Origin of the sequence: Streptomonospora nanhaiensis, assembly GCF_026642255.1 — a bacterium.
GTDB lineage: Bacteria > Actinomycetota > Actinomycetes > Streptosporangiales > Streptosporangiaceae > Nocardiopsis > Nocardiopsis tropica.
Window position 1 is genome coordinate 4,916,767 of the sequence record NZ_CP113264.1, and the last position, 23,593, is coordinate 4,940,359.

The following is a 23,593-nucleotide window of genomic DNA, read 5'->3' on the forward strand; positions in this document are numbered from 1 at the left end:
CCGGGGCGGCTCTTTCACGGATGCCACGCCGATGTCGGACGACACGGACCTACCAGTACCCCCACCTGGCCTCTGACCCTCCACCGCGAGCGGAACCCCGCCGGGAGGGAAACAGGAAGGGAATACCCGGTCGGCCCCAGGAAAACCGTTGCGGAAATACCAGGCACAGCAACCGAGTGGAACATGTTCCAGAAACACCCCGCTGCTTTCGGTTCGCGCCCATGACCTTCGGAAATCAACCGGAGGAACCTCAGCAAGGGTTTCGGTCAGGGTAATGGGCCACCGATTCACGCGACTTCTCCGGTGCTAGTTTCGTGCCCGCGCAGCGGTACCAGGGGGTAGAGGGAGGGATCGCGTATGCCGTTGGACCACAACATGTCCGACTCCTCACGCAAAGCGATCGAGGTCCTCACCGGCATCCAGGTCCCCAAAGCCGGCATCAACAACCTCGGCCGCGCCTCGGAGATCTACACCGCCCTGGACCAACGCCTGGCCGTGCTCGAGGACCTGTTCGACCTCAGCCGCAAACACGCCCGCCGCCACTTCGACGGCCACACCGCCGACCGCTACGAACGCTCCCTGGACCAGTTCACCAGAGGCGAGAACAACTACGTCGGCTCGGCCCGCGACAACTCCACCGTCATGTCCGCCGAACTCTTCAAGGCCCGCGCCAACGTCGAGTACATGCACATGATGGTCATCGGCCAGTTCGTCCAGCTCCTGGCCGAGATCGCCTGGGCCATCGCCATGGCCAAGTTCACCTTCGGCGCCTCGCTGAAGTGGATCCCGATCTTCAAGGCCATCCGCAGCCTGGCCATGCGCCGCATCCTGACCTGGCTGCTCATCACCGTGCCCGGCCACCAGATCATCAGCCAGATCTTCGCGAGCATGGACAGCATCATCCAGCGCATCCAGATCGGACGCGGCACCCGCCACCACCGCGACAGCGCCCTGACCGCGAGCGCCCACAAGGGCGCCGCCATCGAGGGCGTGCTCTCCGCGGTCTTCTCCGCCGGCATGGACGGGCTCTTCAGCAAACACCTGTCCGACCTGTTCAGCAAAGGCCTCACCGACCTCAAACTCCTGCCCGACCCGCCCCCGCTGATCCGCACCGGACCCGACGGGCCCGGCGGGCCGCCCCCGGTCGGCCCGCCGCTGCGCGAGACCCCCGACGGGCCCCCGCCCGGACCGCCCACCGGTCCCCCCGACGGGCCGCCTTCGGGGCCGGTCAAAGACGATCCGCCGCCCCTCAACCGCGACACCGACACCCCGCCACCCCCCGGCGGCGGTGGCGGTCCCGACGGACCCCCCGCCAGGCCCAAGGACGACCCCCCGGCCGGACCGGTCAAGGACGACCCCCCGGTCAACCCGGACCGGGGGCCGGACTCCCCCGCACCCAAGGACACGGGTCCCACACCCGTGCCCGCGCCCAAAGAGGGACCGCCCCCGCCGCCGTCGTTGAACAAGGACCTGGCCGAGGTGTTCGGCCGCCACAACGACGAGTTCCTCACCCCCTACAACCCCGCCAGCCCCGTCGGCGCCGGAGCCTTCGACAACGCGACCAAGGCCGCCGCAGCACGCCAGGACTTCGCCGAGGTGTTCGCCCGCAACTTCGGCGACCACCTGGGCGAGGCGGCAGCGCGCGACCTGGGACGCGACTACGCCACCACCCTGGCCCGCCACTGGAACGACCCCGACCTGGGCCGGCACCTGCGCGACACCATCGGCGACCGCCTCCCGCCCCACATGCGCGACCACCTCGCCGACGTCCCCACCAACCTGCAAAAACCCCTGGGCGAGTACTTCTCCACCACCGGCGCCTACACCCAACAGGTCGGCGGCAGCATCGGCACCGGAGCACTCGAGGGCTACCTCGGCGAGGGCCTGGGCAGCCTGGCCGACGGACGCGGCTGGGAGGCCTCGGGCTACTCCGCCACCGCCGGCGCCACCCAGGCCGGAATCCAACAAGGCGCCACCGACGGCGCCCTGCACGGCCTGGACCTGTTCAGCGACAAAGACAGACCCGACATCACCAACCCGCCGCCCACGGAAACCGACAGCACCGGTAACCGAACCGACCACCGCACCGGCCCCGAGATCCCCGGCCCGTGGGCGGGCGGGGACGACCTCCCGGGCCAGGGCGGCGACCGGTCCCCCGAACGCGACGGCGACGGCCCCCCGCGACAAGACGACCGCGGGGACGGGGACGGCCGTGGACAGGACAGGCGGCCCGACCGCGACGGCCACCCGGCCACCGCCTCACACGACACCGGCGACCGCGACGACCTCTCCGACATCGACGACGTCCCCGACCTGGTCAGCGACACCGACAGCGACTTCGGCGACACCGATTCCGACTTCGGCGACGCCGACGACCGCGACCGCCACCAACCCAACGACGACACCGTCCGCGTCCACCAGGACGAGGACGTGCGCGCCCCCTACCCCGACCCCTTCAAGTCCCCCGAGGACGCCAAGGACCCCTTCGGGACCAACGAGGCCAAACACCCCGGCCTGGGCAACGACCCCTTCCACCCCGGCATGAACGACGGACCCCTGACCGTCAACTTCCTCAACGCCATCGTCCCCGACAACCCCATGGCGACCCAGCCCCCCGCAACCGAACAGACCACACCCCACACCCAGACCACACCCGACACCGGCAACACGAACCAGGCCGACCGCTCCACCCCCGCCCCCGAGCAGCACACCGCCCCTCCCCTCGTGGCCGCGCCGATCGGCCAAGCAGCTCCACCGCCCGCGACCACACCGCAGAACACGGCCACCGACAACAACCAGCGCTCCACGCCCTCGGAACGGGACAACGGTGGGCGTCCGTCCCAGCGCACCGACGGCACCCGCACCCCGGACCCGTCCCCACAGCGCCCAACCGGCGACGCCCCCAAGGTCACCACCGAGAGCACCCCGCCCGCTCCGCAGACCACGACCACCGACGGCCCCACCGCCACCGATGAACCGCGTGCGGTCCCCCACGGCACCTCCGACCCCGAACAGCAGACCTCACCGGCCGGGGTCCCGCTGCCCCCGTCTCCCGTCACCGAGAGCGACGGTCAGCAGGACACCGACACCACCTCCGAGAGCGCACCGCCCCAGGACACGCAGGACACCGGGCACGCCCCCTCCGACCGCGACGGCGAACAGCCCGACCAGCGCGGCGAGGACACCCCCCGGAACGACGACCGCCCCCAGGACGGAGACGAGGACCAGGCCGGAGACGGCACAGGACGGTCCGACGACGGCGACCGGTCGGGCGAGCAGAGCGGTGAACGGTCGGGAGACGACAGGGACCGGTCAGGGAACGAGAGCCGCGAGGACTCCCCCGCCGGAGAGGGCCAGACGCCCGGAGCGACCCTGTCCCGGAACACGGACGGTGTCCCACAGGACCCGGAGACACCGCGGCCCCGTCCGCAACCGCTCACCGACGCTCAGGCCGGTCCGGGACGCAACAGCCCACCCTCCCCCGCCACCGTGGAGCCCCCCGCCACGACCGACAACCGGGAGACCACAACCCCGCCCAACAGCGAGACGCCGGCACCGGGCGCCGGGCACGCCCCGCCCGCCACCGAGGCCACCACACCCGACACGACCCAGGGCACTCCGACCCCCACCCAGAACACGGACGCGCCTGCGGCGCCGCCCGCCGCCGGCCCCGAGCGCGCCGCGGACAGCGGCTCCCCCACCCCCGGAGCCACGCGCACCGACCCCACCGCTCCCGGGATCGACCCGGGGGCCGACGCCCGCGCCGCGTCGGTCCTGGAGCGCCTGCCCGAACTCACCCGGGCCCTCGCGGACAAGGACATCCCCCGGGCGCGGGCGCTGGGGGCCGAGTTCTGGCGGCTGCTGCGCCCGGTCGACGGCCCGGCCCCGGAGAACCGCTCCATCCACGAGGCGCGCGCGCTGGCCCAGGCACTGGTGTACACCGTCTCCGACCCCTCCAACAGGCGCGTCCCGCTGAGCGGGGAGTCCGTCCCTGCCGAACGCGTCCGGGACGCCGAGTCCCTGGCCCGCGGCATCGGCCGCCACCTGCAAGACCGCCACGACCCGGTCCGCGCCCGGCTCTGGCAGCCCGGCGGGCAGCTCACGACGGACTACGTCCGCTACGCGATGCAGGACCCCGCAGACCGGGGCCCCTCCCCCTACGACGCACCGGACACCGTGACGACCGTCAACACGGCGCTGGTGGACGGCGACGGAGACGCACCGGCCCCGCAAGAACAGTCCGGGGAGTCGTCGACGCCGGGCCGGACAGCGACGGACAACGAGGGCCCCGCCGCGTCCGGGTCCGGGACGATCCGCCGACTGCCGACCGGTGCCGAAGCCGACCGCTACGGCGACCTCCTGCACGACCCCGGCTACAACCCCAACGCCTTCGACGTGCTCCCCACCGCGACCCAGGACACGGTCTCCGCCTACACCCGCTCCCCCTGGCTGAACCGCTTCGCGCGGCTGAGTCCGTTGAACGAGGCGACGGTGCAGGCCGAACTGGACCGCATCCGAAACGAGAGCCGGGCCCACCCCGGATGGCAGGTCTACGAGATCGGCGGCGGCCGGTGGCCCGGCCTGGCACGGCTGGAGGAAGCCGCGGAGCGGGGCGGACTGAGCCCCGAGCAGGAGCGGATCGTGCAAGGCGTCCTCGGCAACCGGTACCCGGAGGCGGCGCTGGAGAACCTCCGCGAGCGCTCCGGACGCGCAGGCGAGATCGCCGATTCCCTCGCCCTGCGCGGTGAACCGGCGCACTTCCCCGACTCCTCGGAAGTCCTGGCGTTGCTCCGGCGCCTGGACCGCGCCACCGGCCGACCCTTCCCCGAGGGTTTCGAGGCCGTGCACGGCATGTACCACCACCGGCACCTGTTGGGCGAGGGCAGCACCGATCCCCGCACCCTCGCGGGGACCACCCACGTGGAACAGGGGTACCTCTCGATCTCCCTCGGTACCGCTCCGTCCGCGGCGGGCGGCTCCCCCATCGACCTGATGCGGCTGACCGTGCCGGAAGGCTCCCGGGGGCTGTGGGTCGGCGACCGGAGCGAACACCCCGGCGAGCGCGAGGTGATCCTCGCCCGGGGGACCCGCTACCGGATCACCGCGGTCGAGCCCTGGGGGCGCGGTTACCTCTTCCACGCCGAGATCCTGCCCCCCGCGCACGACGACGGGGCCGCCACGGCCCCGGCCTGGACGGGCGAGGTGCTGGACCGCATCGACCGGGCCCTGGACGCGGAGGACACGGCAGCGGCCCTGGCCGGGATACGCGGGGCGGCGGAACGCTTCACCGCGGACCTGGTCTCCGCTCTGCGGGATGCCGACGGCCCCGGCCGGACCCCGGCGATCGGCCGCCTCGAACAGTTGCGGGACGCGGCCGAGCGGCTGGGGGACCTGGCCTCGGAAATCTCCGACACCGACCCGGAGGCGGTCGCGGCCACGGTCGCCCTGGCCGCGGACCTCGCCGCCGCCGCGGAGAGCGTCGCCGCGCGCGGTGCCGCCGACGCGGCCGCGGCCCGGGACGCGATCCCCGAGCCGTCCGAGGTGGACCCCGAGAACCCGGACCGGATCACCGACGCCGCACGGGAGCGCGACACGGCCCTCACACGGGTCTCGGAAGCCGACACCGCGCGCGACGACGCCGAACGTGCCTCCCACATCGCCTACGAGGCCGCCGACATCGCCGCCCGCACCGCACGGACCACCGGACACGGTGCCGAGGCCCGGGTCGAGGAGGCGCGCGCGGCCGCCGAGACGGCGGACACCCGGCGCCGCGCCGCGATCACGGCCGCGGAGGACGCGGCCGACCGGCACGAGAGCCTCACCCGCACCGTCAACGTGGCCGCGAGCATCGCCGTCGGTATCGCCCTCGGCGACGTGACCGCCTCCCTCGGCGACGCCGCCGCGACGGCGGCCGCCCTCGCCCGGGCGCGGTCCATCGCCGACCTGACCCCCCCGGGCTCCACGGCGCGCATGAGACTGAACATGCGCATGGACGCGATGGGGCTCTCCGCCCCGGTCGGCTCCGGCGACCCCGTCGTCCTCGCCGTGACCGACATCGCCGGAGAGGTACGGGACCCGGACGGGGACGGCACCGGGATGAGCGACGCCGAACTCGACTCCCTCGCCCGTGGACTGGGACTGACCGACCCCGACGACGCGAAGCCGGACCTGGCGGAGGCCCCCGGCCCCGCGACCGGCACACCCCCGAGCGACCGGACGGAGCGAGGGCCGGAGGCGCACCCCGCGGCGGGCTCGCCCCTGGACACGTTCCACAGCGCCCTCAACACGCAGACCCCGCCCGTCCGGAGCGGACCGGTGACCGGGGAGGAGTCCTCCGGCCCCGGGGCCGAACCGTCCCCGCGACCGGTTCCGGCCCCGTCGGCGCCCGAGTCGAACACGGACGACGGGACCACCGAGGCCGCCCCTGCCGAGACCGGCGTTTCGCGGGGACAGGCGACACCGCCGGACCCGCTGACCACCGGGACCGGGAAGACGACGGAGGAGGCGGTGCGCCCGCCCGCGCCGCCCGAGGCCGAGACGCGCGTGCCCACAGAGGAGGCGCGGACACGGACCGAGGACGGGGGTCACGAGGAGGGCGCGCCTCCCCCGCCTCCCGCACCCGCTCCGACCGAGAACGACGGCGCCGAACCGGAGCCGTCAGCGCAGCCCGTCGACATCGACGTCACCACGAACACCGAGGACACGGAACAGCCTCCCCCGTCCCAGCAGCATGAGCACGACACCACCGCAGGGCCCGCCGAGACGGTGGACACCACGGGCACGGTGGAGACCGCAGACCCCGTGGACACGACGGACACCACGGGCACGGAGCAGCCGCTCCCGCCCCAGCAGGAGAACACCGACCTCACCACGGACACCAGGAACACCACGCCCCCCGCGAACACGGAACAGCCTCCTCCGCCCCCGCCACCGCAGGAGAACACCGACTCCACCGCAGACCCCGTGCACACGGCGGACCCCGTGGACACGACGGATACCACGGGCACGGAGCAACCGCTCCCGCCCCAGCAGGAGAACACCGACCTCACCACGGACACCAGGAACACCACGCCCCCCGCGAACACGGAACAGCCTCCTCCGCCCCCGCCACCGCAGGAGAACACCGACACCACCGTCGGCACGGACACGGAGCGCCCGCAGCCCGACACCGGCGACACCCGGCCACGGGAGGAGCCAGCGCCCCGGAACTACCCGGGTTCCGTGCGGCCGGACCGGACGGGCGTCCCCTACGACCTCGGCTACCTGTTGACATCCAACCTGGTCAACTCCAGCATGGTCCACGCCGAGCACCTGCGTTCGTTCGTGGACGACACCCTCGCCAACGACGCCGGACACGTCGACGCCACCGTGCGCGACGCGGTCAGGGAGCAGGTCGACGCCCAGGCGCGCAAGCAGACGGGCGTGTTCTTCGGACCGGAGGGGTTCTCCACGACGGTCACCGGAGCGGACGGCTCCACCTGGCGGGCGGATCTGCGACTGCGCTCCTCCCGCGGGGATTTCCACCACGCACCCACCCAGCCGGAACAGGGCACGGCCTCCACCGAGCTGAAGCTGGTGGACGAGGCAGGGGAGGCCAACCCTGCCGAGGGCAGCGGCAACCACGGCGGCACCAAGTTCGTCGGAGTGGGGTTCCAGGTCACCCCCCTGCTCCTCGGCACGGTGGGCGGCGCCGACATCGGCCCCCGCTTCACCTTCAGCTTCTCGGGGGGAACACGCCAACGGCAGACCGTGGACACGGCGGTCAGCGTCCACGACAGCTACACCAGCTACGAGATCAAGGGCAAGCCCGAGGTCTACGCCTCCGACCTGACCATGTCCTTCGATCTGACCCCCGTCCACGTCCCGAGGCAGGCAGCGGCCGGCGGCACCACCCAGGCGAACAGCGGCACTCCGCCGGGCAGCACCGACCCGAACAACGGCACCGGCTCCGACGACGACACCGCTCCAGCCGACGACACCCCGCCGGACCAGGCCGTGAACGCCCTGGCCGAGTCCTCCGACGGGGTGCTCCTGATCCTTCCGGGCGAGGTCGTGGCCAACACCGGCCCGGAGACGATCCACCTGCGGGACCCCTTCGCGACCGAGGACCACCAGCGCGGCCGGAACGACGACCACAGGCCCGTGGGACCGCACGCGGACAAGGGGCACCCCGTGTCGGTCGGCGACATCCGGTTGAGCGACGGGTCCTCCGACAAGTCCTTCCCCGACTGGATCGCCGACCACCTGTGGTCCCCGGAGCGGGACCGCGGGTGGTGGAAGTCCGCGGTCGACAAGGTGACGCCCGGGTTCGTCGACAGGCGCAGGCAGCAGAAGCTGGACGCCTTCCGCGACCAGGTCGGGGAGTCCTTCTCCAAGAAGTCCATCCGCAACAACCTGTCGGAGATGACCTCGGCGCCCGCGGTCTTCACCGTCACCGACCCCTCGGGCAGGCCCCGGCTGGTGAGCGTCCAGTCCGTGCCCACCGCCTACGACGCCAAGTCCCACACCATCCAGCCCGCGAAGTACATCAAGGGCAACAAGGCCGAGAACGAGAGCGGCAGCTCACTCCGGCACAGCGACTTCCTCGGCGGGACCCTGGGCGCGGGCGTCAGCGTGGACGCGGGAGCCGTGGGCGGCACCCACAGGGCCCGCGTCGACGCGCTGGCGGTGGAGGGGGGCGTGCGGGGACGGTCGACCGCGGAGAGCTCGCAGGTGTCGTCGGGATCGGTCAACCGCATGAACTACGGCAAGACCGAGTCGTCCGCCTACGACGTGCAGCGCAACTACTACGTGCACTTCGACGGCGAACCCGACGTGTACCGCTTCCAGGGCGACACCGTCGAGATCCTCACCGTCCAGGAGGCCCGCATCCTGAACGGGGACGAGCCCCCGGACAAGGTGCCCGCTCCTCCCGAGCCCGTCCGGACCGAGGGGGGCGACACGCAGCCCGGGACGGTGAACACCCCCGGGACCGTTCCCGACGCCACCGGCGACCAGCGGTCCGGGGACGACGGGAACCGGAGTGCGCCGGGCGGCGAACGGAACGGGGACACCGGGAACGAGGGCCGGGATCAGCAACGGGAGCGCGGGCCGGAGCAGGAACGACCGCCCGGCGAGCGGCCTTCCGGAGAGCGCCCGTCCGGAGACGAACAGCCCGGAAACCCGCGGCCCCCTCGTCCGAACCTGGCCGAGGAGCACCCGGTCACCTTCCACGGGGCCGTGCCCCGCGACTTCACCTGGCCCGACGGCAGCCAGTACCGCGACGTCGACGGGCAGCAGCGCAGCATCTACCAGCAGATCGCGCACGAGGTGCTGACCGGGCTGGCCGACAAGCTGCCCGGCCTGGTCCTGCCCGACATGGCGCGCGACCCGAAGAACTTCGCCCGGCGGCCCGGCCACGAGAACAGTGGCCCGTTCACCGGTTCCACGCGCGAGCACCGTCCCTTCCGGCGCGACCACGAGACCGCCGTCTTCAACACCCACAGGGTCATGGACGCGATCTCCGCGTCCGATTTCAAGGGCGGCACGGACGGCCTGACACTGCACGGCCGGCCCATCCACCTGATCGACACGGGAAGGTTCAACCCCGGCGCGCTCTTCGAGTCGGGCCAGAAAGTGATGCGCTCCCCGTTCGTCGCGGTACGCATCAGCGCGGACTTCTCCTCGCTCAGACACGCCGGAGAGACCACGAGGGGCACCGGGGGCGAGTACGCGGGCGGGACCGAGATCACCACCGCGGAGGGCTCTCAGAAGCGCAAGACGCTCCGGTTCTCCTCCGGCGGCTACATCCGCCGGATCGACGCCGTCGACGCGGCCGGCAACCCGAGCGACGGCGGCGTGTTCTCGGTCGCCCTCCAGATGAGCGACACCAAGGGGAAGAGCCGGGGCCTGGGCATGAAGTCCCAGAGCGAGAGGACCATCCAGTACGCGGAGGACTCCAGTGTCTGGAACTCCGGGGTCCGGTTCAGGGCGAGGCTCTACGAGGACGACGACCTCGGCATGGTCCTGGGCGGCGACACTCCGCTGTCCGACCGCGGAAAGGACCTGCTCAGCCGCCCGATCGAGGCGCTGGCCACGATGGACACGGCCAAGGCGGTGCCGGGCGGGGAACGCGGCGGCCGGGACGACGCTGCCCCCGCCCCGCGGGTCACCCGGATCCGACCGCTGCCGGTCGATCAGGTCAGGGAGATGATCGACGGTCCCACCAGGCCGACGCCGGACAGGGTCCGCAAGACGCGCGACGTGACCGGCGGTGTCAAGAGGTTGTTCGGCGGCGGGCAGAGCCGACGGCCCCCGGTCGAACAGGCGCCCGCCCCGGCGCCGGAGAACTCCACCGGGCAGCAGAACACCGGTTCCCGGACCGGCGGCGACCAGCGAACAGCAGCCCCCGACACCGACACCAACCGGCCGAACACCACGACCGACGAGGACACCGCCGGCCGACAGAACACCGACTCCCGGACCGGCGACGTCCGGAGACCGCCGGCCACGGAAACCACGGGCGGCGCCGACGACACCCGCACGAACGACGACGGCACCACCGGGCAGCAGAACACCGAAACCACCCGGGCGCCCGACACCGAGACCGCGCAGGACACCACCGGGCGGCAGAACCCTGCGGAGAACACCCCCGACACCCGCCCCGTCGAACAGCGCCGGGCCGAGAAGCTCCGCAGCACTCCCGCCACCGTCGAGAACGTCAACACCCGGTTCACCACCGGTGACGGCAACCGGGTGAGCAGCCTGCTCGAAGCCGCCTACGAGAGCTTCTCCTCCACCGCGCCCTGGGAGAGGGACGCAGACGGCCCGCGCCCCTCCAGGGGGCTCGGCAACGAGCGCAAGCTGCGGCACTTCCTGAGACGGGGCGAGGGAAGCAGACAGTTCTACGAGAACGCGCTCTCCCCGGAGAACCTCACGGACAACCCGGCGGCGCGCTCCTCCACCGGCGCACGCACCCGCACGGAGTCGAGCGGGGGCGCGCTCTCCCCGATGCACCTCCGCGCGACGTCGTCCACCCGGCTCGACATCGACTCGGTCGACCGCTTCGAGCAGTCCGACGGCGCGGTCGTCTTCAAGAGCAAGAACACCCTGGAGGTGTTCTCCAGGGACGGGAGGAGGACCGACCTGACCGTCCTGGCCACGGGCGGAGGCCGGGTCAACCCCAACCCCGTACAGCCGGCCGAGCAGTCCGCGGGCGGGACCGCGCCCGCGCCCAACTCCGCGGGCGCCCCCCTGATCCAGCTCGGCCCCTCCGCGGGCAAGAGCCTGTTCGACCGCTACACCCTCACCAAGCCCACGTCGCGGTTCAACGAGTCGGTCGAGTTCCACCCCAAGATCCCGATGTCGTACTCCTACTCCGCCTCGGGGCGCGTCACGCAGGCGCTGGAGTTCGTCAAGAACTGGAGCATCGGACCGACCTTCTCCCGCGACGCGCGCTACCGGGGATGGCAGGCCGACTCCGACAACCTGGAATCCGGACTGATCCACATCCGCGACGCCCACGCGTCGGGCATGGTCGAGGACCGGGTCCTGGAGGTCGACGGCGAGCTGGTCCGCGTCCCCCAGCCCGAACCGGAGCCGCCCGGGTCCGTGAAACCGCGCCCGGGTTTCGAGGACTCCGGCACGATGCTCGATCCGGTCGACCCCGACGAGGCCGTCCAGAGCCTCGTCGACGACCTTGCCTCACAGGGCTGGCAGCTGACCAAGGGCAGCCGGGAGATCATCCTGAAGGCCCTCAAGTCCCACACCGGACTCAACCCCAACACCGGCGTACCGGTGACGGTGAAGATCAGCCCCATCGACCACTCGATCGGGAACCTCAACGCCCCGACGAGCACGCCGCTGTCCCTGGACGCCACCGTGAGACTGCGGCTCGACAGGGACGACGCGAAGGTCGAGTACCTGGGCGGCAAGACGGAGTACCGACAGCGTCAGGGTTCGGAGGAAGGGGACAGGCTTCAGCAGGGCAGCGAGAGCTCCGCGTTCCACGGGGCCCACGGCTCGCTCCTGACACCGCTGCCCCAGTCGGGGGGCGACCAGCCCGGGGGCACCGCCCCGGCGAGCCGCCCCTACCTGATGGGCTTGCAGGGCGACGGCACCACGACGAACGCGCGCGGCGACGGCGGGATCGTCCGGGACACGGACAAGCGCTCCACCCAGCTGACCATGGAGACGCCCTACGCGCGGGTGTCGTCCGACACGCGGCTGACACTCGACCTGCACATCTCCGAGAAGCAGGGCAGGGCCAACTCCCTCCTGGGGGAAACCCCGGGCTCGCGCAGGCGCGACTTCACCGGTACGGGGAACTCGGGCCGGACTCAGGAGCTGTACCCGGCCTTCGCCCTCGACCTACGCAACGAAGCGAGCACGACCGGGGGGAACGGCACACCCCGGACGTCCACCGACGGCAACACCACCACCCGGGGAAACACCACCACCCGCACGACCACCGACGGCAACACCGCCACCCCCGCAGGGAACAACGGACAGCCCGGCGGACAGCAGACGGGGAACCGGACCGCTCCGGAGAACCCCTCCAACGACAACTACGCCTCACTGACCGACATGGCGCGCTCCTTGACGCCCGCCGGGGGCCCGGGGTCGCGAGACGCCTTCAACGACGCCCTGACCCTGCTCGCGTCCGTCGAGAACAAGGGCAAGGACATCCTCGACCTCGGCCGGATCGTCCTGGCGAAGTCGTGGGGCTGGAACCCGCCCGCGGACGCGGTCAGCGACGGGCGCTACACCCCGGAGGCCGTCGGGAAGGCGGCCGACTACGTGGCGGACAAGCTCAAGCTGAACTCCCGCAACAACGCCATCGACCAGACGCTCACCGAACTCGGCATCAAGGCCTCCTTCGCCGAGGCCGGCTCGGAGACGGGCGCCGAACTGCCCGAGCTGGGCCCGACCACGTGGATGATGCGCGCCGTCTCCCACCCGGAGACAGCGCGCATCAAGGACTACAACCCGAGCATGCGCCTGACCGACTCCTCGGAGACGGGCAGGACCTTCTCCCCGTTCCACAACGAGTCGTCCACGACGACCATGGGTTTCGAGGCGCGCCCCTCGGGACGCACCGGAACGGGGCCTCCGACGACGGCCACCCACTACGGCTCGGCCAACAACACGGGATCGTCCACGTCCGGAGGCGACACCGCACGGGGGAGCAAGCCGAAGGAGCCTCCCCACTCCGACCGCGTCCGTACCGGACCCGGCTACCTGGTCGAGATGGACACCGACGTGTTCATCGGGGCCAGGACCGAGCTGAGCGGCCCCTGGTACAAGCGCTCGGCACGCTACGTCGGGGACAAGGCCGCGTCCGCGGGCAGGGCGGTGCGCGGCGCTTTCGGCGGCCGGAGCACCCCCTCGTCCGTCCCGACCCGCCCGGCCCGGTGGCAGCAGGGCGGGACCACCGTGAAGACGACCCGGTGGATCTCCCACGGCGACGCGGTGAGGACGGGCATCATCACGCCCGACCACGCCAACCGGATCGCCCCCCTGACCGAGCGTTTCGCTGCGATCCAGCAGTCGCTCGCAGACGCGGAGAAGGCCTATCTCAACGCGCGCTGGCCTCTGGACAAAGCGGCCTCCGACCGCATCGCCTCACCCGACGACCCGCAGGTCCAGGCGCGTTACAGGAACCTGGAGACCACCTACGAGGACCGGCGGGAGGACTTCGACGAGGCGGTACGCAACTGGGTGACGGCACTCCGGGAACTGCGCGACGGCCTGGGCGACCTCTCGTCCCTGCCCCGGCCGCGCACCGCGACCGCGCCGGCCCTCGACACCATCCAGGAGGAGCCGTCGTCTCCTCCTGCTCCGGCACCGCAGCAGAACGCCCTTGACCCCGCCGCCGACCCCGAGGCCGTCGAGCTGCCCGAGCGGCAGCCCGGGCAGGAGGGCCGGCAGCCCGAGCAGGACACCGAACAGCGGGACACCGACCCGAACCTCCTGGACACCCTCGGCTCGGCCCTCAACATCCGGCCGCGGGAGGCCGGGGAGGAGGAAGCGCCTCCCCAGCCCCCGCAGAGGAACACCCCGGACCCCGCGACCACCGAGCTGCCCGAGCGCGACAACCGGCCGCAGGTAGACGTGCCGAGGCAAGCACCTGAGCCGAGCGCGGCCGAGGTGCTCGAACGGGCGCGGCAGAAACTGGCACGGGACACAGTGATGGGCAGGGCCCTCCAAGGCCAGGACGGTTCCTCCCGCAACGAGACCGCTCCCGCCGACAACCGCCCGGAACGCCACTCACGCAACCAGTCGAAGGGGCCCCTCAGCCACACGGACCAGCGTTCGGGCCCTTCCTCCGAAACGCACGCCCGGCCCGAGTCCGCGACGGTCCGGAGACCGAGGATGTGGGCGACGCCGACGGGGGAGGACGGGAACGGGCCGTCCCGGCACGAGGCGGCCCTGCCCGGCGACCAGGCCGAGACCCGTCGCGGCCCCGCCCCGGAGCGCGCCGACAGCCCCGCCGACAGATACACGGCGAACGACGAGGAGAACCTGTACGACGTCAGTGACGACGAGGAGGAGGCACCACGCCCCCGCTGGCTCGACAGGCACTACCCGGAGGCGGCCTCGCTCAGCGGGGAAGAACGCAGAGAGCTGATGCGATCGCTCATGGAACGGTCCCTGGCGGTGGGCCCGGCCGTTCCCGAAGGGTTCCGGTACGACCCGGACCTGGGCGGTCCCGACGACATCGCCTGGATCGAAGCCCGGGGAGCGCAGCGTTTCCCCCCGGAGTCCGACACCACCGCCCTGCTCGGTCCCTCCACGGCCCCGAGCGCACCGCAGCAGCAGGACCGGCCTGCGGAGGATCGGGACCAGCGGCCGCAGCCGACACCGTCCGAGGAGGAGATGGCCGCGGCGGCCCTGGACGCGGTGCTCACCTTCGACGGGCAGCGCCTCCCCCTCCACACGGGGACCGGACCCGACCACGGCACAGACCTCCCTGCGGACCAGGACACCCTCTCGGAGGCGTCCACGCCGGACTCGGACACACTCAGGGACATGCGGCTGCGGCTGGAGCGGCTGCGCTCGTCGAGCCCGGCCCCTTCCGAGGGCGACCGGCCGTCCCCGGCCGACACCGGCCCGACGGGGGACCACGGCCGGCAGAGCTCCCCCGAGCGGACCGGCCGCGCTTCCGAGGAGCAGCCCGCTCCCCGCCGACCGCAGACCCCTGACCTGCCCGCCCCCTCCACGGACCCGGACCGGAGCGAGTGGGACAACCGGCTCCGGGCCATGCAGGACTGGAGGGCCAACTGGCAGCACAGGGCGCGCACACCGGAGGAGGAGGACCGCCTGCGGCAGGAGTGGAGGGCCCGGTGGTCGCTGCCGACCACGACCAGACCGGGCGGGAGCGGACCCTCCCAGCACGGCACCGAACCGTTCGGCGGCCGTGCGGCGCAGGGTTCCCCCGACCGGGCACAGACCCCCAGCGCTCCTGAGAGCCGGCCCGTCCCCCCGACGGAGACCGCACGGGAGGAACCGCGCTCCCCCGCCCCGACCGGGACGGAACCGGCCCCCGACAACCCACCGCGGAGCCGAACGAGCACGCAACCGTCCCGACCGGCCCCCGAGGAAACCTCCGGTCCCCCGTCCCGACCGACCCCTGAGGAAACCCCCGCCACCCGACCCCTCACCCAGGACCGGGGCGACGAGGGTTCCTCCACCCTGCCCCAGGACCGCGCGGACGCCTCCCAGCAGGAGGGGACCGCGCCCCCGGCCGAACAGGCGCCCCTGATCTCCGGCCCGGCGGCCGACCTGTTCGCGTTCTTCGCCCAGGAGCTGAACGGCACCGTGGACAAGGGGGACGGCGACTCCGCGCAGGACACCACGCGCACACCCTCCGGCGAGGAGACGACCGCGGAGCCCGCCCCTGTCATCGACGACGACCGGACCCAGGATGCCTCGTCCCCCGAGACGGCGCCCGATGTGGCCGGGACCAACCCGTCCCGGAAGCGGTCCGAGGGCGAGGACCAGGACACGCCCGAGAACGAGGACGGCGACGAGGAGAACAGCGAGGACGACGCCGAGGACGCCCCCGGGAGCGACCGGAAGAAGGACAACGACGAGGACGGCGCCGGAGGCGGCACCGGCTCCAGCGGTCACAGGTCCGGAGGCGACGGCGGCAACGGCGGCAACGGCGGCAACAGCGCTGACCGATCCGGCAGCGGTGACGGTGACCGGCCCAGCGACCGTTCCGCAGGCGATGACGGCTCCGAGGGCAACAGCGGAGCCCCAGCCCCCCAGGGGGACGGCAGCCACTCCTCCGCGCAGCCGCGATCCGACTCCGCGACCGCTCCCCCGGGGGACGCCCCCGCCGGCACCGGGCAGAACCCGTCGAGCGACGCGCCCGCCGGAGCCGAGGAGCCCGGCCAGGACGGCACCCAGGAGAACCAGGGAAGCGACGACCGACCGGCCGTCGAGGCCCTCGGGCTGGAGGACAGGCCCGACGGAGACCCCCGGTTCCCGAGCGACCTCTCGAACGGAAGGGTTATCGGCACCATTCCGGAGAACCGCACAGGAAGGGACGACAACGACCGGATCATCACGGTCGACGGGAAACCGCTACAGGACTTCCAGAGCGACCTGCTCGTCAGGCGCGCCGAGGAGGTCAAGAAGATCCTCAGGGGAAAGACCCCCGTGAGGGTGGACACGGGGACCTTCCACAACACCAAGGCGAACCGCCCCTCGGGCCCGGACGCGGGCCCCTTCACCGAAGCCGCCATCAGTTTCGGGGACCCGGGAGGAAGGAACGGCGCGGTGAACGCGATCGTCGTGGACCGCGTCAGCGGGAAAGTGGCGGAAGGGCACAACGGAAGGACCACGTACTCCGTCATCCCCGAGGACGAACTGCACCCCAAGCTGAAAGAGCGCTTCGACGCCATGTACAGCGACGGGGGCTACCAGGTGTACGGTGCCGACGGAAATCCCGTGACGAGGGCGGACGGCAGCCCGGAGACCACCCCCTACCCGTTCAACGACATACCCGCCCGGCACGCGGAGATCAAGGCGCTCAACGCACTCCTCTGGGAACGCGACGGCGCGGAGATCAGTGATTTCCAGCTCGACGCCTGGTTCACCCTCAAGAACGACGGTTCGCTCTGAGCGTGCTGCACCCACATCACCATGGGATCGCCCGCGCACCGGGCCGGAAAGAATTCGCCCCCGAGCCACCCAGAGTTCTCCGAGGTAGACGAAAACGGACGCCCCATTGCGCAGAATCGACGCAGAGGACCTCGACCTCCTGGAGGAGACCGGGGCCGTGCTCCGCGGTCGGGGCTTCACCGGTCGAGTGGTGGAGACCGAAGAGACCGGGGTGACGGCGCGCACCTTCGTCAACGGCGTCGCGAGCGGTCCCGACATCGCCTGGAACAGCGACGGCCGGGTCGTCTCCCTGGGCAACCTCGCCACCGGAGGCCTGCCCGTCGGCCCCTCCCACCACTGGGACGCCGAAGGCCGCCTCGTCTTCGAGTACGTCAACGACGTCTCCGGCAACCACCGCCTCTCCCTGCGGTGGGACACCGAAGGCCGTCTGGTCAGCGAGGAACGGCACAGGGCCCAGTTCGGCCGATTCGACCCCGCGACCGGCGAACAGCGCCCCGCCCCCTGGCTCTGAGAGCCGCTCCGCCCCGGCGGTGGGACAGCGCGACCGTCGCCCTTCCTCCGTGGAGCCGCCGCTCCGGAGAGAACGACGCGGACCGGCCACCGGACGCTCATGGAACGTACACACGAAACGGAGTACGCTACCGCAGTCGGTCCTCCTCCCGGGGCTCCGTCCGAACGGACGGCCGCCCCTCCCCCGCGGTCGCGGCCTCGTCACCGCCCGGGGGAGGACACCGGTCACGCCGGGTCCGGCGGGGCTCGCGGGGTCGGCCCCGTCCCGCGCGGAGGGTCCCGACGGAACGGTTCCGGAAGAGGCGCCCGGAAGGGCGGCCGCCCCGGGTCCGCCGCGTCGCGGGGAGGCTAGCGTAGGGGCACGGGACCTTCCCCGGCGCCCTTCTCCCCCGCGTACGGCCTCCGCGCGGAAGACGCACCCCCTCGACCCGTACGGGTCCCCCACCGGGCGCGGAGCGCCCCGAGGACACCCCCTGACAGTCTGGAGCACACACCAGGTGACCGCACACACCGATCCGGGGACGGCCCGGCCCCGGCGCCGCCGCACCGCCGCAGCGGCGCTGGCCCTGGGACTCCTCGCAGCCCTCCCCGCGGCTCCGGCGGCGGCCGAGGCCCCCCAGGACCCCGTCTCGCTCGCGCAGGTCCACCCCTTCAAGGCCGACAACCAGCCGTGCGCCGCCACCGGCGGGGACGTCGTGGAGCAGTCCCCCTGGACGCACCACTTCCTCGGCCTGTCGCGGGCCCACGACCTGAGCACCGGCGAGGGGGTGGACGTGGCGCTGCTGGCCCCGGAGGTGGACGGCGGCGACCCCGCGCTGGCCGACGCCGTGGAGGGCGGGCAGTCCGCCGACTGCCTCGGGTTCGGCACGTCGCTGGCCGGGGTGGTCGCCGCCCGGTCCGTGGAGGGCAGCGGTCTGGTCGGGGTGGCCCCGGACACCGTGGTGACGGCCGTGGCCACGGGCAGTCCGGGGACCGGCCTGGCCTCCGCGCAGGAGATCGCCGACGGGATCGGGAGCGCGGTGGACTCGGGGGCCCGCGTGGTCCTGGTGGGCACGGGCACCTGGGAGACCTCCCCCGCGCTGGAGTCCGCGGTCGCCGCCGCGGAGGAGGCCGACGCCCTGGTCGTGGCCCCGGCCACGGTCCCCACGTCCCGGGGACCGCTGCCGGGGCGGCCCGCCCAGGAGGCGTCGGTACTGAGCGTGGCCGCGCACGACGTGGAGGGCCTCCCCGTGGCCCAGGGCCCGCTGGTCCTGCCCAGCGGAGACCTGGCCCGCGTGGACCTGATCGCGCCGGGCGACCGCGTGGTGGCGACCGGCCCGGGCGGCGGCCACGTGACCGCCGCCGGCGACGGCGTGGCCGCGGCGTTCGTGGCGGGGACCGCGGCCCTGCTCATGGCCCGTGAGCCGGACCTGAGCGCGGAGCAGGTGCGCGAGCGGCTGACCACCACGGCCTACGAGTCCCCCCGGGGGGACTCGGACCCCCGGTCGGGGCACGGCAGGATCGACCCGCTGGCGGCGATGGCCATCGCGCCGGGCGGCGTCCCCGCCGGGGTGGCGGGCGAGGGGTTCGTCCCCGATCCCTCCCCCTACGGTTCGGTGGACGCGCCGCCCACGGCGGCCGTGGTGTCCGTGACCCTCCTGCTCATCGTGCTGTGCGTCCTGGGCGGAGCGGTGTTCAAGCTCGGGCGCGCGCGCAAGTGGCGTCCCGCCGGCCCGGGCGAACCGGTGCCGATGCGCTCCGACGAACCGGTGCGCTGACGCGGCGGGGCCCGTGGGGCACACCTCCAGGCGTGCTCCACGGGCCCCGCCCGCGACCCGGTCGCGGGGCTCAGTCCTCGGCGCCCTCGGCGATGGCCAACTGGACCTCCACGGGGTCGCGGCGCGCGATCCACAGGGCGCGGCCGGGGGCCATCGTGCGCGCACGGATGTTGCCGAACAGCATGCCCTCCGAGGGCGGGGCGGACAGCATGATGCTGGGCGTGTTGGAGTCGATGAGCGTTCGGATGACCGGGTCGCCGGAGGCCCGGCTGAAACCGCCCGCGGCATGCACGAGAACCACGTGCAGGCCGATCTCCGCACCCTGGCTGAGCATCGGCAGGAGCGGGGTCAGGGGGTTGGGGCCGCTTCCGGAGACCATCTCGAAGTCGTCGATGAGGACGAACAGCTCGGGGCCGGTCCACCAGTCGCGCTTGCGGATGCGGTCGGGGGTGACGTCGGGCCCGGGCAGCCGCGCCTTCATGGCCTGCGCGGCGGCGGCCATCATCTCCTTGACGTTGTCGCCCGAGACCGCGTAGCCGAGCTGCATGTCCGTGGGCACGGCGTCGTAGAGCTGGCGGCGCTGGTCGGCGAGCACGACCCGGGCGGTGGTGGGGCCGTAGTGGCTGCGGATCGCGTTGGTGATGTGGCGCAGCAGCGTGGTCTTGCCCGTCTCGGTGTCGCCGACCACGAGCAGGTGCGGTGTGACGCCGAAGTCGTGCCAGAACGGCTGCATCCGGCGACTCTCCAGCCCCATGGGCACCTTGAGACCGCCCATCTGGGTGAGCTCGGAGGCGGGCAGCTCCCGGGCGTGCAGGATCGGGGGCAGGGTGCGCACCGCCGGGGCGGACGGCCCGTCCCAGGCCGCGCGCACGCGCTCGACGAGTTCGCCCATGCCCTCGGACAGCGTGACCGAGTCGGCGTCCCCGTCGGCGCGGGGCAGACCGGTGAGCAGGTGGTGCTTGGTGTCGGTGATACCGCGGCCGGGCACGCGGGGGACGGTCTGCGCGGCGCGCATGTGGACCATGGAGTCCACGGGGTCGCCCATGCGCAGCTCGAAGCGGGTGCCCATGAGGTCGCGGACGGCGGTGTGGAAGTCGGCCCAGCGGGGGGAGGCGACCACCACGTGCACGCCGTAGTTGAGGCCGCGCTGCACGAGCTGGACGATGGGGCCCACCAGATCCGCGTAGTCCTGGCGGATCGTGCCCCAGCCGTCGATGACGAAGAAGACGTCGCCGTGGGGCTGGTCGGCGAACTCCCCGGCGGAGCGGCGCCTGCGGTAGGTGCCCATGGAGTCGATGCCGTTCTCGGCGAAGAAGACCTCACGCTTGGTGAGGATCTCGTTCATCTCCATGATGGTGCGGGTGATGCGCCGCTCGTCGGTGCGCGTGACGACGCTGCCCACGTGCGGCAGGTCCTTGAGCGCGGTCAGCACGCCGCCGCCGCAGTCGATCCCGTAGAACTGGACCTGGGCGGGGGTGTTGCACACCGCCAGGGTGAGGATGAACGTGGCCAGCATGGTGCTCTTGCCGCTCTGGGGGCCGCCCGCGATGCCGACGTGTCCGCCGGCCCCGGACAGGTCCGCCACCAGGGGCAGGCGCCTGTGCTCGAAGGGGCGGTCGATGATCCCCAGCGGCACGCGCAGGACCGTCTCCTTCGTCCAGGCCAGGCCTCCTGCGGGCAGGCGGGTGCCGACCATGGCGAGCAGCTCGTCCACGAGCGGTGGCACCTCCAGCGGGGGCAGCCACACCTCTCGGGCCGCGGGGCCGAGGCCGTCCATCCGCTCCAGCGCGGTCGCGAGGAGGGACTCGCCGGTCTCCTCCTCCTGGACCTCGGGCTCCTCGGGTTCGGGAGCGGTCGCGTCCACGGGGGTGTCGGTGAAGAGCACCACCTCGCCGCCGACCGTGTTCCTGCGGGCGGCGCGGCGCTTGACGCGGTAGGGCCCGGAGACGTAGGCGGCCTTGAAGCGGGTGAGGGTCTCGGTGTCGGTCTTGAGGTAGCCGTTGCCGGGAGCCGAGGGGAGCTGGTGGGCGTCGGGGACGCCGAGCACCCCGCGACTCTCGATGGCGGAGAAGGTGCGCAGCGCGATCCGGTAGGACAGGTGGCCCTCCAGCTGGTGCATACGGCCCTCGTCCAGGCGCTGGGAGGCCAGCAGCAGGTGGACGCCGAGGCTGCGGCCCAGGCGGCCGATCATGACGAACAGGTCCATGAAGTCGCGGTGGGCGGCCAGCAGCTCGCTGAACTCGTCGACGACCACGAACAGCGTGGGCATCGGCTCCATGCCGGGGTTGGTCTCGCGGGCCCTCTCGTACTCCAGTGCGGAGCTGAAGTTGCCCGCGGAGCGCAGCTGCTCCTGCCGGCGGACCAGTTCGCCGTGCAGGGCGTCCTGCATGCGCTCGACCAGGATGGCCTCGTCGGCGAGGTTGGTGATGAGCGCGGAGGTGTGCTGGAGCTGGTCGAGGCCGATGAAGGTGGCGCCGCCCTTGAAGTCGACGAGCACGAAGTTGAGGGTCTCGGGGGAGTGGGTCAGGGCCAGGCCGAGCACCAGGGTGCGCAGCAGCTCGCTCTTGCCCGAGCCGGTGGCGCCGATGAGCATGCCGTGCGGGCCCATGCCGCCCAGCGCGGACTCCTTGAGGTCCAGCTCCAGCGGCGCGCCGTCGGAGTTCATGCCGATGGGCACGCGCAGCCGGTCCTTCTCGTGCAGCTCGCTCCACATGCGTTCGGTGTCGTGCCGGTGCAGGTCGGGGATGCCCAGGAGCGCGGTCAGCTCGAAGTCGGTCGTGAGGGGCTCGGTGACCTCGACGACCATGCCGATCCGGTAGGGCGAGAGCAGGCGGCCCAGGGAGGTGGCGCGGGACAGGCTCAGGGAGTCCGGCCGGCCCAGCACCTCCTCGACGTCGCGGCCGCTGTGGTCGCGGGAGAGCATCACCAGGCGCTCGGTCTCCACCCGCAGGGCCAGGGTGTAGGGGTCGTCCTCGGGGGGCATCGGGTCGGCGACGTCGACGACGACGGCGTTGCGGTAGCCGCCGCCCAGCATGCGCGACCCCGGGGGGATGCGCCCGCCGTCCACGACGATGACGGTGAAGGGCTCCTCGCGGCTGGGGGTCTCGGTGGGGTCGAAGCGGGGACGGTCGGCCAGATCCGGGACGAGCTGTTCGAGGTCCATCGCGTCCGTGCACAGCAGCCGGGCCTGGCCCGCGCCGTCACGGGCGGTGGGGTGCTGGGTGTGGGGCAGCCACTTGGTCCACGACCACAGGGCCAGGTTCTCCTCGGAGGCGCACACGGCCACGCGCAGCTCGTCGTGGGCGTGGAAGACGGTGAGCTGGCCGATGAGGGCGCGGACGAGGCCGCGGCTGGCGTCCAGGTCGCCGCGCATGGTGATGCGGGAGTACCCGCGCAGGTAGATCTGGACCGGCTGGTCCTCGACGGTTCCGTAGGCGCGGATGAAGCGGCGCAGCGCGTGGGCGCTGAGGGGTTCGAGGTCCTCCACCGGCTTGGAGGAGACCGGGGAGATCGTCATGGACAGCGCCTGCTCGCCGACGGCCATGCGCGCCTCGGCGAAGTCGTCGTCGGTCCCCCTGCGCTCCCACAGCCGGGAGGTGCGCACGATCGACCACAGGGCGTCGGGGTGGGGCGCCCGCCAGAGCATCGCGTCGCGCTGCTCGGTGACCACCCCCCGCAGGCGGGTGCGCATCTGCTTGAGGTAGCGCAGGTAGTCCCGGCGGTCGTCGTTGAGCTGGCGGCGGCGCTCCAGCAGGGTGCGCAGGTACTGGCCGCCGAGCATCACCACGGCGCCCACGAGCATCATCCCGCCCGCCAGATAGGGCATGATGCTGTTGCCCCCGCCGCCGCCCATCATGCTCCCGGGGCGGATGATCATCATCATCATCGCCAACGAGGTCATGGCCATCGGCAGGTAGGTGAACACCGAGGAGGCGCTGGCCTGTGGTTCCGGCAGCTCCGGTGGCTCCTGAAGGCTGACCTCGCCCGAGGGCAGGTCCGGCCCGGGGCGCCGCGGGGGACGGCGGACGAGGATCGTACTCACAGGACGGGGTCCTCCCTTGCAGGGAACAGCGGGGGCGGTCCGGAACGGGGACCGTAACCGGCGTCCGGAACCGAACGCCGGAAGCAGAACACTACCGTTGCCAACTAAAGTGACAGACACCAAAATTTAAAACAACACACCTCCAAAATGGGTCGTCGGAGTGTTACCGTCACTT

Annotated in this window: 4 protein-coding genes; 3 read left to right on the forward strand and 1 reads right to left on the reverse strand. The window is 72.5% G+C overall.

All coding sequences use genetic code 11. The features are described from left to right. The first annotated feature begins 357 nt into the window (after positions 1-357). The 3 genes from OUQ99_RS21370 (at position 358) to OUQ99_RS21380 (ending at position 19,376) form a co-directional block, all read left to right on the forward strand. On the forward strand, positions 358-17,109 hold the full coding sequence (locus OUQ99_RS21370) for an ADP-ribosyltransferase (protein WP_267945574.1): 16,752 nt from the start codon (positions 358-360) through the stop codon (positions 17,107-17,109). A gap of 106 nt (positions 17,110-17,215) precedes the next feature. Further along, positions 17,216-17,620 carry a toxin-antitoxin system YwqK family antitoxin gene (locus OUQ99_RS21375; RefSeq protein WP_267945575.1) on the forward strand — a complete coding sequence of 135 codons (405 nt, stop codon included), beginning with the start codon at positions 17,216-17,218 and terminating at the stop codon, positions 17,618-17,620. Positions 17,621-18,116: 496 nt separating this feature from the next. Then, on the forward strand, positions 18,117-19,376 hold the full coding sequence (locus OUQ99_RS21380; RefSeq protein ID WP_267945576.1) for a S8 family serine peptidase: 1,260 nt from the start codon (positions 18,117-18,119) through the stop codon (positions 19,374-19,376). Between the two features lie 70 nt (positions 19,377-19,446). Here the strand turns inward: OUQ99_RS21380 and eccCa are convergent, their stop codons facing one another. After that, a complete protein-coding gene (gene eccCa / locus OUQ99_RS21385; protein WP_267945577.1) occupies positions 19,447-23,418 on the reverse strand; it encodes a type VII secretion protein EccCa in 3,972 nt (1,323 codons plus the stop codon). Between the last annotated feature and the right edge of the window lie 175 nt (positions 23,419-23,593).